Source organism: Rhizobium sp. SRI_017 (assembly GCF_057586295.1).
This window is the reverse complement of the sequence record NZ_JBYCZP010000004.1, coordinates 405,328-417,796: the sequence shown is the minus strand read 5'-3', so window position 1 is coordinate 417,796 and position 12,469 is coordinate 405,328. Positions and strand designations below refer to the sequence as shown.

The 12,469-nt window shown below is 62.1% G+C and carries 16 protein-coding genes; 9 read left to right on the top strand and 7 right to left on the bottom strand.

Translation table 11 applies throughout. From position 1 onward, the window contains the following. Window positions 1-5 precede the first annotated feature (5 nt). The 9 genes from AC2YI2_RS12365 (at window position 6) to AC2YI2_RS12325 (ending at window position 5,685) form a co-directional block, all read left to right on the top strand. A complete protein-coding gene (locus tag AC2YI2_RS12365) occupies window positions 6-401 on the top strand; it encodes a hypothetical protein (protein ID WP_487386765.1) in 396 nt (131 codons plus the stop codon). Window positions 402-422: 21 nt separating this feature from the next. Then, a complete protein-coding gene (locus AC2YI2_RS12360; protein WP_487386764.1) occupies window positions 423-881 on the top strand; it encodes a YaiI/YqxD family protein in 459 nt (152 codons plus the stop codon). Window positions 882-925: 44 nt separating this feature from the next. After that, window positions 926-1,303, top strand: coding sequence for a fluoride efflux transporter CrcB (gene crcB, locus AC2YI2_RS12355; RefSeq protein WP_487386763.1), 378 nt, complete (start codon window positions 926-928; stop codon window positions 1,301-1,303). Between the two features lie 23 nt (window positions 1,304-1,326). Beyond that, a complete protein-coding gene (locus AC2YI2_RS12350; RefSeq protein ID WP_487386762.1) occupies window positions 1,327-2,319 on the top strand; it encodes an RluA family pseudouridine synthase in 993 nt (330 codons plus the stop codon). Window positions 2,320-2,322: 3 nt separating this feature from the next. Continuing rightward, entirely contained in the window at window positions 2,323-2,550 is a 228-nt protein-coding gene (locus tag AC2YI2_RS12345) for a hypothetical protein (RefSeq protein WP_487386761.1), read from the top strand. Continuing rightward, a complete protein-coding gene (locus tag AC2YI2_RS12340) occupies window positions 2,547-3,194 on the top strand; it encodes an HAD-IA family hydrolase (protein ID WP_487386760.1) in 648 nt (215 codons plus the stop codon). Before AC2YI2_RS12345 ends, AC2YI2_RS12340 begins: the two co-directional genes overlap by 4 nt. Before the next feature lie 6 nt (window positions 3,195-3,200). Next, window positions 3,201-3,995, top strand: coding sequence for an ATP12 family chaperone protein (locus AC2YI2_RS12335; RefSeq protein ID WP_487386759.1), 795 nt, complete (start codon window positions 3,201-3,203; stop codon window positions 3,993-3,995). A gap of 35 nt (window positions 3,996-4,030) precedes the next feature. Continuing rightward, on the top strand, window positions 4,031-4,819 hold the full coding sequence (locus AC2YI2_RS12330) for a GH12 family glycosyl hydrolase domain-containing protein (RefSeq protein ID WP_487386758.1): 789 nt from the start codon (window positions 4,031-4,033) through the stop codon (window positions 4,817-4,819). 68 nt (window positions 4,820-4,887) lie between these two features. Further along, a complete protein-coding gene (locus tag AC2YI2_RS12325; RefSeq protein WP_487386757.1) occupies window positions 4,888-5,685 on the top strand; it encodes a hypothetical protein in 798 nt (265 codons plus the stop codon). A 9-nt stretch (window positions 5,686-5,694) separates the two neighbouring features. On the opposite strand, the gene fghA is transcribed toward AC2YI2_RS12325, so the two are convergent. The 7 genes from fghA to AC2YI2_RS12290 all read right to left on the bottom strand — a co-directional run bounded on the left by fghA (window position 5,695) and on the right by AC2YI2_RS12290 (window position 12,400). Further along, complete coding sequence (gene fghA, locus AC2YI2_RS12320) at window positions 5,695-6,528, bottom strand: S-formylglutathione hydrolase (RefSeq protein ID WP_487386858.1); 834 nt, start codon at window positions 6,526-6,528, stop codon at window positions 5,695-5,697. Between the two features lie 44 nt (window positions 6,529-6,572). After that, a complete protein-coding gene (locus AC2YI2_RS12315; RefSeq protein ID WP_487386756.1) occupies window positions 6,573-7,880 on the bottom strand; it encodes a replication-associated recombination protein A in 1,308 nt (435 codons plus the stop codon). Next, the gene (locus AC2YI2_RS12310; protein ID WP_487386857.1) at window positions 7,877-9,268 is read right to left on the bottom strand and encodes a DegQ family serine endoprotease; all 1,392 of its coding nucleotides are present in this window, start codon (window positions 9,266-9,268) and stop codon (window positions 7,877-7,879) included. Before AC2YI2_RS12310 ends, AC2YI2_RS12315 begins: the two co-directional genes overlap by 4 nt. A gap of 131 nt (window positions 9,269-9,399) precedes the next feature. Then, window positions 9,400-11,049: an FMN-binding glutamate synthase family protein gene (locus tag AC2YI2_RS12305; RefSeq protein WP_487386755.1), complete on the bottom strand. Its 1,650-nt coding sequence runs from the start codon at window positions 11,047-11,049 to the stop codon at window positions 9,400-9,402. Window positions 11,050-11,127: 78 nt separating this feature from the next. Continuing rightward, on the bottom strand, window positions 11,128-11,394 hold the full coding sequence (locus tag AC2YI2_RS12300; protein WP_487386754.1) for a hypothetical protein: 267 nt from the start codon (window positions 11,392-11,394) through the stop codon (window positions 11,128-11,130). A 61-nt stretch (window positions 11,395-11,455) separates the two neighbouring features. Beyond that, entirely contained in the window at window positions 11,456-11,986 is a 531-nt protein-coding gene (locus AC2YI2_RS12295; protein WP_487386753.1) for a hypothetical protein, read from the bottom strand. A 276-nt stretch (window positions 11,987-12,262) separates the two neighbouring features. After that, window positions 12,263-12,400 carry a DUF1127 domain-containing protein gene (locus AC2YI2_RS12290; protein ID WP_487386752.1) on the bottom strand — a complete coding sequence of 46 codons (138 nt, stop codon included), beginning with the start codon at window positions 12,398-12,400 and terminating at the stop codon, window positions 12,263-12,265. Between the last annotated feature and the right edge of the window lie 69 nt (window positions 12,401-12,469).

The window sequence follows — 12,469 nt, the reverse complement described above, 5'->3', positions numbered from 1 at the left end:
ATTCCATGCGCCTGAAAATGCTTGCCGCTTCATGCCTTTTCTTTGCCTCGTCTACCCTCGCCTTCGCTGACCCTTCCGGCACCTATCAGGTGCAAGGCAAGAATGCCGACGGCGGGCAATATACCGGCACCGTCCAGGTCCAGCGCACCGGCGAAACCTATGCCGTGGTCTGGAATGTCGGCGGCACCGAATTCGTCGGCACCGGACTTGGCGCCAAATTCGTCGGCGACCGTTTCCAGATGGGCCCGGCGAGCGCGGATGACACGGCGATCTCCGTCGGCTATATCTCGGGCAAGACCTTCGGGATGGCGATGTATTTCCAGCAGCCTGATGGCCGCTGGCAGGGCATCTGGACCTATGGCGGTTCGGACAAGGCTTCCTACGAGGATTGGGTGAAGTGATTGCATTGAAGGGCGCGGCGGGTGCCGGCTGAGATTTTCGTCGATGCCGATGCCTGCCCGGTCAAGCCGGAAATCCTGAAGGTCGCGGAACGCCACGGCCTCAAGGTAACGCTTGTCGCCAATTCCGGCTTGCGGCCTTCGCGAGACCCGATGGTCCGCAACATCATCGTGTCGGCGAGCTTCGATGCCGCCGACAACTGGATCGCCGAGAATGCCGGCAAGGACGATATCGTCATCACCGCCGACGTGCCGCTCGCCACGCGTTGCGTTGCCAATGGCTGCCACGTCACCGGTCCGACCGGCCGCATCTTCGACCAGACCAATATCGGCATGGCTTCGGCCATGCGCGACCTCGGCCAGCATCTGCGCGAAACCGGCGAGAGCAAGGGCTATAACGCCGCCTTCAGCCCGCGAGACCGCTCGGCCTTTCTCGAAACACTGGACAAGCTTTGCCGCCGCGCAAAGTCGGCAATTGGCTGACCTGTCGCATTTGCGGCCACGGCGACTTGCGCTATGACAGACCTATGAACCACATCCTCCTCGTTGCCATCGGCGGTGCGCTCGGCTCCGTCGCCCGCTATCTCACCGGCCTTGCCACGCTGCGCTGGTTCGGGCCGAACTTCCCTTGGGGCACGCTAACGGTCAACATTGTCGGCGGCCTAGTCATCGGCGTCTTTGCCGAACTGATTGCACGGCGCTTCGACGGCTCTCCGGAGCTTCGGCTGTTCATCGTCACCGGCATCCTCGGCGGTTTCACCACCTTTTCCGCCTTCTCGCTGGAGGTGACGACGATGGCCGAGCGCGGGGATTACGTGACTGCGCTTGCCTATGTGCTGATCTCCGTCATCATATCCGTGGCCGCCGTCTTCGCGGGACTGGCATTGGTACGCTCTTTCGTCTAAAGCCCCGGGAAAAGGAATTCTCGATGGCTGGCGTTGAACACAAGCAGGTTTCCGGCGATGAAGCGGGCATGCGGCTCGATCGCTGGTTCAAGGTACACTATCCCGGGCTGGGCTTCGGCCCGCTCCAGAAGCTGCTGCGCTCGGGCCAGATCCGCGTCGATGGCGGCCGCGTGAAATCGGATAGCCGCGTCCAGCCCGGCCAGACCGTTCGTGTCCCGCCGATGGATGTTGATGAGAAGAAGAGTGGCAAGCCTCTCTCCGGCAAGGAACTCTCGCATTCCACCGATCACGAACTGCTCTCGCGCATGCTGATCTATGAGGACAAGAAGGTCATCGTGCTCAACAAGCCGCATGGCCTGCCCGTGCAGGGTGGCTCCGGCGTCTATCGCAATGTCGACAAGATGCTCGAGGCCTGGACCAGCCCGAAGGGCGAGAAGCCGCGGCTCGTCCATCGCCTCGACCGCGACACATCAGGCGTTCTGGTCGTCGCCCGGACCCGTGGCGCAGCGCAGACATTGACAGGTGCGTTCCGCGAACGCGACACCAAGAAGACCTACTGGGCGCTGGTCAAGGGTGTGCCTCGCCCAGCGGAGGGGAAAGTATCCTCCTGGCTGGTCAAGGAGCAGACACCCGATGGTGACCGCATGCGGACCGCCAAGCATGGCGAAGACGGCGCCGACCATGCCATCTCCTATTTCCGGGTGCTGGAAACGGCCGCCCAGAGCCTCGCCTGGCTGGAGATGGAACCCTATACCGGCCGCACCCATCAGCTTCGCGTTCACGCCCTCCATATCGGCCATCCGATCATCGGCGATCCGAAATATTTCGAGGCGGAGCAAGGCTGGACCTTTCCGGGCGGTGTGCAGAACAAGCTGCATCTTCACGCGCGCCATATCGATGTGCCCCATCCCGATGGCGGACGCCTCAGGGTCACCGCACCCCTGCCCCCGCATATGGTGCAGACGTGGAACCTGCTGGGCTTCGACGAAAAAAACGGCGGAGATTTCGAGGACTAGACTATGCGGCCAGACGTCTTCCAGTTGATCGGCTACGGCTCGCTCCTGCTGCTCATCATCTACGTCATTTTCCAGATCCGGCGGACGCGCTCGGCCCCGAGGGCGCAAAGACACGCGGAAAAGCTCCGTGACGCGCATATCGACGCACTGCGGGAAAATTCCGAGCTCCTGCGCGAGCTCATCGCCATAAACCGCAAACTACTCGAAAAACAGGAACGGCAGGACGCATGAAACTCGCCCTCTTCGATTGCGATGGCACGCTGGTGGATTCAGGCAGGCTGATCCACGAGGTCATGGCCCGCACCTTCGAGCATCACGGTTACGAGCGGCCGCATTACGACGCCACCAAATCGATCATCGGGCTCACGCTCGACACCGCGATCGCCCGCATCATGGGTGTGGAGATCGACGATCACATCCAGGCGATGACACAGCACTACAAGGATACCTACGGTCCGGTGCGACAGGAGCCTGGCTTCCAGGAGCCGCTTTACGACGGCGTCGCCGAGATGATCGCCGCGCTCGCGGCACGCGACGATGTGCTGATCGGCGCGGTCACCGGCAAGTCGCGCCGGGGTCTCGACCTGATCCGCAACAGCCACGGTTTCGAGAAGATCTTCTTCGTCTCCCGCACCGCCGACGACTGCCCCTCCAAGCCGCATCCGGCCATGGTGCTCGAATGCTGCGCCGAGGCCGGCGTCGACCCCGCCGATACGATCGTAATCGGCGACTCTGTCTATGACATGATGATGGCCAAGTCGGCTGGCGCCCATGCGCTCGGCGTGTCCTGGGGTTATGGCGAGGCCGATGCCCTCGCCGCGGCTGGAGCCGATGCCGTCGTCCATGAAGTAACCCACATCCTCCGACATATCTAAGAGACCATGCGCGATTTTTTGAACGACATTCAAGAACACCTCTCCGATCCAGATCCTGTGCGCCGCGCCCAGATCCAGATGAAGAACCCGTTGCCGAAGCGCTTCTACAAGGAGGTTGGCATCGGCCGGGACGCCGGCCGCTTCACGATCGAACTCGACGGGCGCCCCGTGAAGACGCCCGCCAAGAAGACGCTGTCGCTGCCGACCCGTGCTGCGGCCGAACTGGTCGCATCCGAATGGCGTGACCAGGTCGACGTCATCAATCCCGGCAAGATGCCGATCACGCGCCTGGTGAACTCGGCGCTTGATGGCGTCGCGAACGAGCTCGAAGCGGTGCTCGACGATATCGTGAAATATGCCGGCACCGACCTGCTTTGCTATCGGGCCGAAGCGCCGCAGTCGCTCGTCGAGGCGCAGGCCGGCAAATGGGACCCCGTACTCTACTGGGTTGCGGACGCGTTCGGCGCACGCTTCACCCTCGCCGAAGGCATCATCCATCGGGAACAACCCGCTTCTGCCATTGAGGCCTATGCCAGGGCTCTCGACAAATATCGCGATCCGCTCGCGGTCGCTGCGCTGCACACGGTCACGAGCCTGACCGGTTCGGCGCTTCTGGCACTAGCATTGGCCGAGGGCCGGATCACAGCCGAGGACGCCTGGACCGCCGCCCACGCCGACGAGGACTGGAACATCGAACAGTGGGGTTCGGATGCCGAGGCCGAAGCACGCCGCACACACCGCTGGCAGGACATGAAGGCTTCGAGCGACTTGTTTAACGCTGTCGTAAGACCCGGGGGATAGACGGGACGAACCAGCACGATCAGGGAGGGCCGGCTATGGTGCGCAAGGTGTTGACGAAGGACTGGGCGTCCTACACGGATGGCGACTTCACCCTGGTCAACAATCCCTGTAACCAGGGTAAACTGGAAAACGGTCCGGACTATACCCAGTCGATCGCCTTCGACACCGATGACATCACCAGCAATGTGCTGTTCAAGTGGAATTGGCCCGATGTCGGCCATGTCGTCGCTTATCCCGAGATCATCGTCGGCTACAAGCCCTGGGGCCGCGAGGGCTCGGACACGCTCGTCACCCGGCTCGACCAGCTCGGCCAGCTGGATGTGACCGTGGATTACGACATCTCCGGCAATACCGACGATTTCAACGTCGCCTTCGATATCTGGCTTTCCGACAAGGCGCTGGCCGGCAACAAGCACATCACCACGGAGCTGATGATCTGGACCCATGACGGCGGGCTGAGACCCGCAGGTGAAAAGGTGGGCATCTACGAGAATGGCGATTTCCGCGCCCAGATTTGGGTTGCCGATGATTTCGGCGATTCGAGCGGCGACAGTTCCACCACCTGGCGGTACATCGCACTTCGTGCCACCGACGAGCTCACGGCGGATACGATAGACATTGCCGCAATCATCGAAGATCTCGTCGGGCGCGGACTGATCGACGACCAAGACTATCTCAATGGATACGAGTTCGGCGCCGAGGTCATCGGCGGTCGCGGCAAGCTAAGGCTGAATGAGATCAGTCACGAATTCTCGACGCTTGCAGAAAGCGAGCCTGCCGATCAAAATATTACGGCTGCCGTCGAGGAATCCGCGCTTCTTTGAAGCCGATTTAACGCTTCGCTAACCATAATCGGCAACCCTTGAGTAACCATTTCTCAGGGGATTCGCCCATGTACCGCCTCATCCTGCGTGTCGCTCTTCTGGCCTTGCTTTCGGCCATCGTTGCAGCCTGCGGAACCAGACCACGCCAGACGGTCGACACGGCACGGATGTTCGATGTCCGCGCCGTGGGCGTCACCGCCAATGGCGGAGTCCCCGGCGGCGTGATCTCCGCCATTGAGCGGCAAATGGAGCTTTCCATTCAAGCGACCACATCGCCGATCCCCAAGGTCCGTGCGGTGATGAACATCCATGTAGCCTCGGTCAGCCGTGACCGCGCCGGACATGGGCAGGCCGAAATCTCCGTCACGCTTACGGATGTCGACTCCAGTCAGCCGGTCCTGGTTCGCAGCTACCTGATCCTGGCCTCATCGGAAGGTGGGCGCGTCAGTGACGCCGCCATCGCCGACGCGATCGCAAGCCGCCTGCGCTATGAATATGCCCTCTCGATGCCCGCCATCCGCAAGGTTCTCCGCCATGATCCAGCGCTCTCGACGCGCTTGAAGACACGCAATGACCGTCGCGAAAAGACGGTCAAGCCGATCGTCATTCCGCTCAAGACCGCCCCCGTCGTCGGGGCCGATCAGGACCCCATGCTGAACTCGAAGACGACGATCGAGCCCGTCGAAGAGCCCGCAAAGGTCGAACCGGCCGTGAAGGTCGAGAAGCCCGCCGCCGTCGAAAAGAAGCCTGCCGACGCCACCGTGGAAGCCGGCGCCAAGGCCAAGGTCGTGATCAAGCCAAAGGCAACCGACGAAGCCCCGGCCGATGACGAGCCCTGCGTCGAAACGCTCGAACAGAAGTGCTGAGCGAGGCTCCTACTTCAGCCGCTCGGCATGCCAACGCAGGTGGTCTTCCATGAAGGTCGAGATGAAATAGTAGGAATGGTCGTAGCGCTCGTGGTTGCGCATGGTGATGCGGATATCCTTGTCCTCCACAGCCTCCTCGAGCAGCCATGGGCGCAGGCCGGTCTGCAGAAAGTTGTCGGCAAGGCCCTGGTCGATCAGGAATTCGGGGAAAGTCATTCCATCCTCAACCAGCGCCACGGCATCGTATTTGCGCCAGTCGTTGCGATCCGGACCGAGATATTTCTCGAATGCCCCGATCGACCAGTCGGCCGTTGAGGGTTCGACGATCGGCGCGAAGGCTGAGGCACTACGGAAGCGGTCGGGGTGCTTGAGCGCGATGGTGAGCGCGCCGTGGCCACCCATGGAATGGCCGAAGATACCCTGACGGCTCATGTCGGTGCGGAAATTCCTGGCCACGAGCTCCGGCAGTTCCTTCGTGACATAGCTATACATCTGATAATTTTTTGCCCAGGGCGCCTGGGTGGCGTCGAGGTAAAAGCCGGCGCCCTTCCCCATCTGCCAATTGGTTGCCTCGTCGGCCACATCATCGCCGCGCGGAGATGTGTCGGGGCAGACAACGATGAGACCGAGTTCGGCGGCCAGCCGACGGTATTCGCCCTTCTCCATCACATTGGCGTGGGTGCAGGTCAGCCCCGAGAGATACCAGACAACCGGGCAGAGCGACGTCGTCGCCTGCGGTGGCACGAAGACGGCGAAAGTCATGTCGCAATCGCAGACTTCCGAGCGATGCGAATAGACGCCCTGCATGCCGCCATGGCTCGCCACTTGCGAAATGATCTTCAATTCCATGTCCAGTCCCTTACTTCAAATGCTTGGTTATGATGGGGTCAGTCGCCGTTGCGTTCGCGGCGAAGCTTGGCCCAGTAGTCGAGCCTTTTGTTGATCTCGCGCTCGAAGCCACGCTCCGGCGGATCGTAGAATTTCTTGCGGCCCATCTTTTCCGGGAAATAGTCCTGCCCTGAGAAGGCGTCCGGCTCATCATGGTCGTAGCGATAGCCGTCACCATAGCCTTCACTCGACATCAGCTTTGTCGGCGCGTTCAAGATCTGCTTCGGCGGCAGCAGAGAACCATATTGTTTGGCAGCTTGCGTCGCGGCTTTGAAGGCATTGTAGACGGCGTTGGATTTCGGCGCCGTCGCGAGATAGACAACGACCTGGGCGAAAGCCAGTTCCCCTTCGGGCGAACCGAGAAAGTCGTAGGCATCCTTGGCCGCATTGGCGACGACAAGCGCCTGCGGATCGGCCATGCCGATATCCTCGACCGCCATCCGGACAAGCCTCCGGCCGAGGAAGAGCGGGTTCTCTCCCGCATCCAGCATTCGCGCGAGATAATAAAGCGCTGCGTCGGGGTCGGAACCACGGACGGACTTGTGCAGCGCCGAGATCAGGTTGTAATGGCCGTCCTGCCCCTTGTCATAGATCGGTGCGCGGCGCTGGACGACACGGATCAGGCCCTCGGTGTCGAACACTTCGCTGTCGCGGGCGGCGCGCCAGACTTCCTCGGCCAGCGTCAGCACCGCACGACCGTCGCCATCGGCCATGCCGACAAGGGTCGCGCGCGCCGTCTCATCAAGCGGCAAGGGCTTGCCAAGCAGCGCCTCGGCACGCTTGAGCAACTCCTCGAGGCTAGCCTCATCATGGGATTTGAAGACGAGCACGCGGGCACGAGAGAGAAGCGCGGCATTGAGTTCGAAGGACGGGTTTTCCGTCGTCGCGCCGACCAGCACGATCGTGCCGTCTTCCATCACGGGGAGGAAACTATCCTGCTGCGAACGGTTGAAGCGATGAATCTCGTCGACGAAGAGCAGCGTCTGCCGCCCCTGGGACCGGCGCATGCGGGCTGTCTCGAAGACCTTCTTTAGGTCGGCGACTCCGGAGAAGACTGCGGAGATCTGGTCGAAATGTAGATCGGTCGCATTGGAGAGCAGCCGCGCCATCGTCGTTTTGCCGGTACCGGGCGGCCCCCAGAAGATCATAGAGCCGAGGGATCCCGACTCGATCATTCGGGTCAGCGCGCCGTCAGGGCCGGTCAGATGCTCCTGGCCCGTGACCTCCGCAATCGTCTGCGGCCGAAGCCGGTCGGCGAGCGGCCGGCGTTCATCCGGCAGCCCGGCACTGGAGAACAGATCGGTCATCGGAAGAATTGCCGTATCCGCTGGCCGTCGCGCTCGATCTCAACGCGCCAGAAATCCGGCTGGTTGTCGATGACGGACTGCAGCCGTTCGGTGGCGTCGATGTCGACGCCATTGACATTGACGATGATGTCGCGCGGCGCAAAGCCGAGGCGGGCGGCCGGCGAACCACGTGCGACATCCTCGACCACGACGCCCTGCACGTCGGTAGCCATCTGCAGGGCCTCGGCCACCCGGGGCGAGAGATTGGCGACGAGCAGTCCGGCAAATGGGTTGCGGCCATCGATGAGCCGTTCGTCCTTGGGCTTCGATTCCGGTGCGCGTTCGAGCTTGAGAGCCAACTCGCGTTCGGTGCCGTTTTCCGAGACGGTGAGCTTGACGGTTGTGCCGAGGCCCGCGGTCGTCAGGCGATAGCCGAGCGCGTCGGGATGTTCGACGCTGCGTCCGTTGATCGCCACAACGACGTCGCCGGGTTTCAGGCCGGCCTTGTCGGCCGGGCTTTCGGCGATGACCTTGGTCACCAGGGCGCCGCGGGCTATCTTGAGGCCCAGTGCCTCGGCCATGTCATTGGTCACCGGCTCGAAGCTCGCTCCGACATAGGGCCGCGCGAAACCCTGCTCACCGCCTTGGGCGGCGGCAATGAAGACCTTGACCAGGTTGGCAGGAATGGCAAAGCCGATGCCGTTGGAGCCGCCGCCCGACGAGACGATCGCCGTGTTGATACCGATCAGTTCGCCCGCCATGTTGATCAGCGCGCCGCCCGAATTGCCGGGATTGATCGAGGCATCCGTCTGGATGAAGAAGGAAAAGTCACCCTCCCCGATCTTGTTGCGCGCCAGACCCGAGACGATGCCCGAGGTCACGGTCTGACCAACGCCGAAGGGATTGCCGATCGCGAGCGCGAGGTCACCGACCTCGACCGCATCGGAATCGCCGACCGGCAGGAATGAGAAGCCGCCGCCCGGCGCCTGGATGCGCAGTACTGCGAGGTCGAGCCTATCGTCCTTGAGCACGATCTTGGCTGCGAATTCCCGGCCATCGGAGAGCGCCACGCGAATATCGTCCGCATTGGCGATGACGTGGTTGTTGGTAATAACAAGACCATCCGAGTTGACGATCACGCCGGAGCCGAGCGAACTCTGCTTCTGGCTGCGATTCGGCATTTGCTGGCCGAAGAATTCCTCGAAGAAGGGATCTCGCGAATAGAACGGCGTCACCCGCTTGTCGGCATAGACGTTGACCACGGCAGGCGCCGTCTTCTTGACCAGCGGCGAGAAGGAGAGCTGCATTTCAGCGGTGGTTTCCGGCACCTGCTTGGTCTCTTCAGCACGAAGCGGGGTGACGGCGAAGAGTATGGCAAGGGTGGCGATGGCAAGCCGGAGCATGACGATTCCTTTCTCGGGCGGCGGGAGGACTTTTCACCATCCGCGACGCGAAGAAAAGGGCTGCGGCATCCGGATCGCGATAATCCTCTGCTCAACGGCTGGTGGGCGGGAAACATTCACCCGCCCGCGAGGCACGCTCAGCCGTGGAGCGGCGCTGCCTGGAAACTGTCGGCGCGGGCGATCTGCCACGGGATCTTGTAGCGATGGTCATCGGTACCCGAGAGAAGCTCGCCCGCATCGAGTGGCGGGTAGAGATTGGTGAAGGTCGTCACCTGCGAATGGCTGACGCGCTTATGGAAATGATAGGTCTCGAATTCGGAGGGATGGCGGAGCCCCGCACCGGCGACGACTTCGGCCAGCGCTTCCAGCGTCTTGCCATGGAACTGCGCCACGCGCGTCGCCTTGTCGGGGACGACGAGCGCCCGCTGGCGGTCGAGATCCTGGGTGGCGACGCCGACGGGACACTTATCCGTGTGGCAGGACTGACTCTGGATACAGCCGACAGCGAACATGAAACCGCGCGCCATGTTGCACCAGTCGGCACCGAGCGCCATGACCCGGGCGATGTCGAAGGCCGAGATGATCATGCCGGACGCGCCGATCTTGATGCGGTCGCGGAGATTGGCGCCGATCAGCGCGTAATGCACGAAGGTCAGGCCTTCGCGGAGTGGCACGCCGATATGGTCGATGAATTCGGAGGGCGCCGCGCCGGTGCCGCCTTCCTTGCCGTCGACGACGATGAAATCCGGTGTCGTTCCGGTCTCCAGCATGGCCTTGACGATGGCCAGGAATTCGTGAGCATGGCCGATGCAGAGCTTGAAGCCGACGGGCTTCCCACCCGAGAGTTCGCGCAGCTGGCGGATGAAGGCCATCAGTTCGAGCGGGGTCGAGAAGGCCGGATGCGCTGACGGCGAGACGCAATCCTTGCCCATGGGTATGCCGCGGATCGCCGAGATTTCCTCGGTGATCTTGGCGGCCGGCAACACCCCGCCATGGCCGGGCTTGGCGCCCTGGCTGATCTTGATCTCGATCATCTTGACCTGATCGGAGGCAGCGCTTGCGGCGAAGCGCTCCGGCGAGAACATGCCGTCGGGCGTGCGACAGCCGAAATAGCCCGAGCCGATCTCCCAGGTGATGTCGCCGCCATTCTCGCGGTGATAGGGGGATATGCCGCCCTCGCCCGTGTCATGGGCAAAGCCGCCCATCTTCGCGCCCTTGTTGAGTGAGCGGATGGCATTGGCCGAGAGCGAGCCGAAGCTCATCGCCGAGATGTTGAGCACCGAGGCGTCATAGGGCTGCTTGCAATCCGGCCCGCCGATGCGAACGCGGAAATCATGGGTCTCGAGATGGGTCGGCGCGAAGGAATGCGAGATCCATTCGTATTTCGGCTCATAGACATCGTATTCGGTGCCGAAAGGACGCTTGTCGAGCTGGCCCTTGGCGCGCTGATAAGCGAGCGAGCGCTTGTCGCGCGGGAATGGCCGACCGTCCTTTTCGCCCTCGAAAAAATACTGCCGGATCTTTGGCCGGAGCTCTTCCATGATGTAGCGGGCGTGGCCCGAGATCGGATAGTTCCTCAGGATCGCGCGCTTGGTCTGCAACACGTCATGAATGCCGACGGCGGCCAGGAAGGCCAGGATGAAGAACGGCGCAATGAGGAATGCGTAGAGCCCATTGCCGAGAAGGATCAGACAACCAAAAAGCAGGAGAAGGATGATCGATCCCGAGAGCGGCAATATCCGCGATGAAAAGTAATGCCGCACCCGATCCATGTAGCCCCCCGACATCAGTCGTCCAGAGTCGTCCCGCCCCTGCAATAGAGCTCCTTCTATTGTGCGAAACGTGACAAGCGGAAGACGGGTCGGCTATTTGCGGTCGAGGCAGCCGACGGTCGGGCAATTGTCGGCGTAGCCGTTCTCATCCCAATTGCAGGCGACGACGGATTCGCCGCGATATTCCATGCCCTTGCAGGCCGGATCGGTGCGGCAGGCTTCAACCGTCATGTGGCGTCCACAGGCACCATCCTTTTCCGACGTGCACCAATCGTTGGGACTGTAGCCACAATTTTCATCGGCGGCGAAGGCCGGCGCGGGCAGCAGGAGTACTGTGGCGATGAGTGCGACGCGGAGCATGATCCCTCCCGGAATGGCGACGTCCATTATCCTAGCGCATCCGTCGCGCGGGCGCACCGCATCACTTCGGCCTGGACTGGGTTTCGATTGCCGTCGCCGCGGGCTTCGTTTCGACGACCGTTGGCTGCTCCTTGTGGCGCTGCCTGGCATAGACGACGCAGCGGTCGACCGTGCTGACACAGAGACCGTTGACTGACGTCGCAGTATTGTTGTCGCCGGCAAATTCGATCTCTGTCACATGGCCGTCGACGAAGCGGATCTGGGTGTAGCAGAAGCCGGGCGTCCCCATGCCCGTCGACCCGGTAAGGCCGGGCGTGGGGCCAAGAGCCAGTGTCGACGCGCCGACGGAAATCGTGCCGCGCGGATAGATCCGCTGATAGGTCCAGATCTTTTCCGTCGCGCCGATCATCGTGCCCATGGTGGGAAAGCCGGCGCACATGCGCACATCGGCTTCGCTCAGGCCAACCATGACGGAGCGGGAGGCTGTGACAGTCTTGTCTTCCTTGACCACCGTCGACGTATCGGCCGGGATGGTGCATGCACCGGCAAGGCTAAGCGCCGCCAGCGCGAGATATCGGACGCCTGTTCTCATCGCTGGGTGTGCTCCCTCGCGTTCTCATGCGTTGTCTCCTCCGGATGTCGGAACGCAGCGCCAGGCAAACGTGGTGGCGCCAGGTTCCTGGCAGGGGAAGACATGAATCAGCGGATGGGTTCCCGGGAAACGAGAAGGAGTTGCCAGCGCATTGTAACCACTGACTTCTTTTTGCCGTTGCTCACATGGCGAGGGCCGAAACGAAGACAGCCGGCCGCGGGTTGCGCGGCCGGCTGTGTCAGCCGGGTGATAGTCACCCGGCGCGGAATGCTTGGTTCAGCGGCCGAGGACTGCCGAACGGATCTGGCCGCGGGACAGGCCGATGTCGCTGAGTGCGTGGTCGGAAAGCGACTGCAGTTCCTGCACGGCGCGGCGGTTTTCAACGTAGGTTCTGATCTTCTTGCGGATGTTCATGGGTCTCTCCTGAATGTCTGTCCGTTTGTTTGATGACCATCAGATAGGCATTCGTCTGCTCGAAAAAAA

What these genes read in the sequence shown, in the direction of transcription:
- AC2YI2_RS12365 (WP_487386765.1), top strand. Translation starts at nt 6, where the DNA reads ATGCGCCTGAAAATGCTTGCCGCTTCATGCCTTTTCTTTGCCTCGTCT.
- AC2YI2_RS12335 (WP_487386759.1), top strand. Translation starts at nt 3,201, where the DNA reads ATGCGCGATTTTTTGAACGACATTCAAGAACACCTCTCCGATCCAGAT.
- AC2YI2_RS12325 (WP_487386757.1), top strand. Translation starts at nt 4,888, where the DNA reads ATGTACCGCCTCATCCTGCGTGTCGCTCTTCTGGCCTTGCTTTCGGCC.
- AC2YI2_RS12305 (WP_487386755.1), bottom strand. Translation starts at nt 11,049, where the DNA reads ATGTCGGGGGGCTACATGGATCGGGTGCGGCATTACTTTTCATCGCGG.
- AC2YI2_RS12350 (WP_487386762.1), top strand. Translation starts at nt 1,327, where the DNA reads ATGGCTGGCGTTGAACACAAGCAGGTTTCCGGCGATGAAGCGGGCATG.
- AC2YI2_RS12345 (WP_487386761.1), top strand. Translation starts at nt 2,323, where the DNA reads ATGCGGCCAGACGTCTTCCAGTTGATCGGCTACGGCTCGCTCCTGCTG.
- AC2YI2_RS12295 (WP_487386753.1), bottom strand. Translation starts at nt 11,986, where the DNA reads ATGAGAACAGGCGTCCGATATCTCGCGCTGGCGGCGCTTAGCCTTGCC.
- AC2YI2_RS12330 (WP_487386758.1), top strand. Translation starts at nt 4,031, where the DNA reads ATGGTGCGCAAGGTGTTGACGAAGGACTGGGCGTCCTACACGGATGGC.
- crcB (WP_487386763.1), top strand. Translation starts at nt 926, where the DNA reads ATGAACCACATCCTCCTCGTTGCCATCGGCGGTGCGCTCGGCTCCGTC.
- AC2YI2_RS12290 (WP_487386752.1), bottom strand. Translation starts at nt 12,400, where the DNA reads ATGAACATCCGCAAGAAGATCAGAACCTACGTTGAAAACCGCCGCGCC.
- AC2YI2_RS12340 (WP_487386760.1), top strand. Translation starts at nt 2,547, where the DNA reads ATGAAACTCGCCCTCTTCGATTGCGATGGCACGCTGGTGGATTCAGGC.
- AC2YI2_RS12315 (WP_487386756.1), bottom strand. Translation starts at nt 7,880, where the DNA reads ATGACCGATCTGTTCTCCAGTGCCGGGCTGCCGGATGAACGCCGGCCG.
- AC2YI2_RS12300 (WP_487386754.1), bottom strand. Translation starts at nt 11,394, where the DNA reads ATGCTCCGCGTCGCACTCATCGCCACAGTACTCCTGCTGCCCGCGCCG.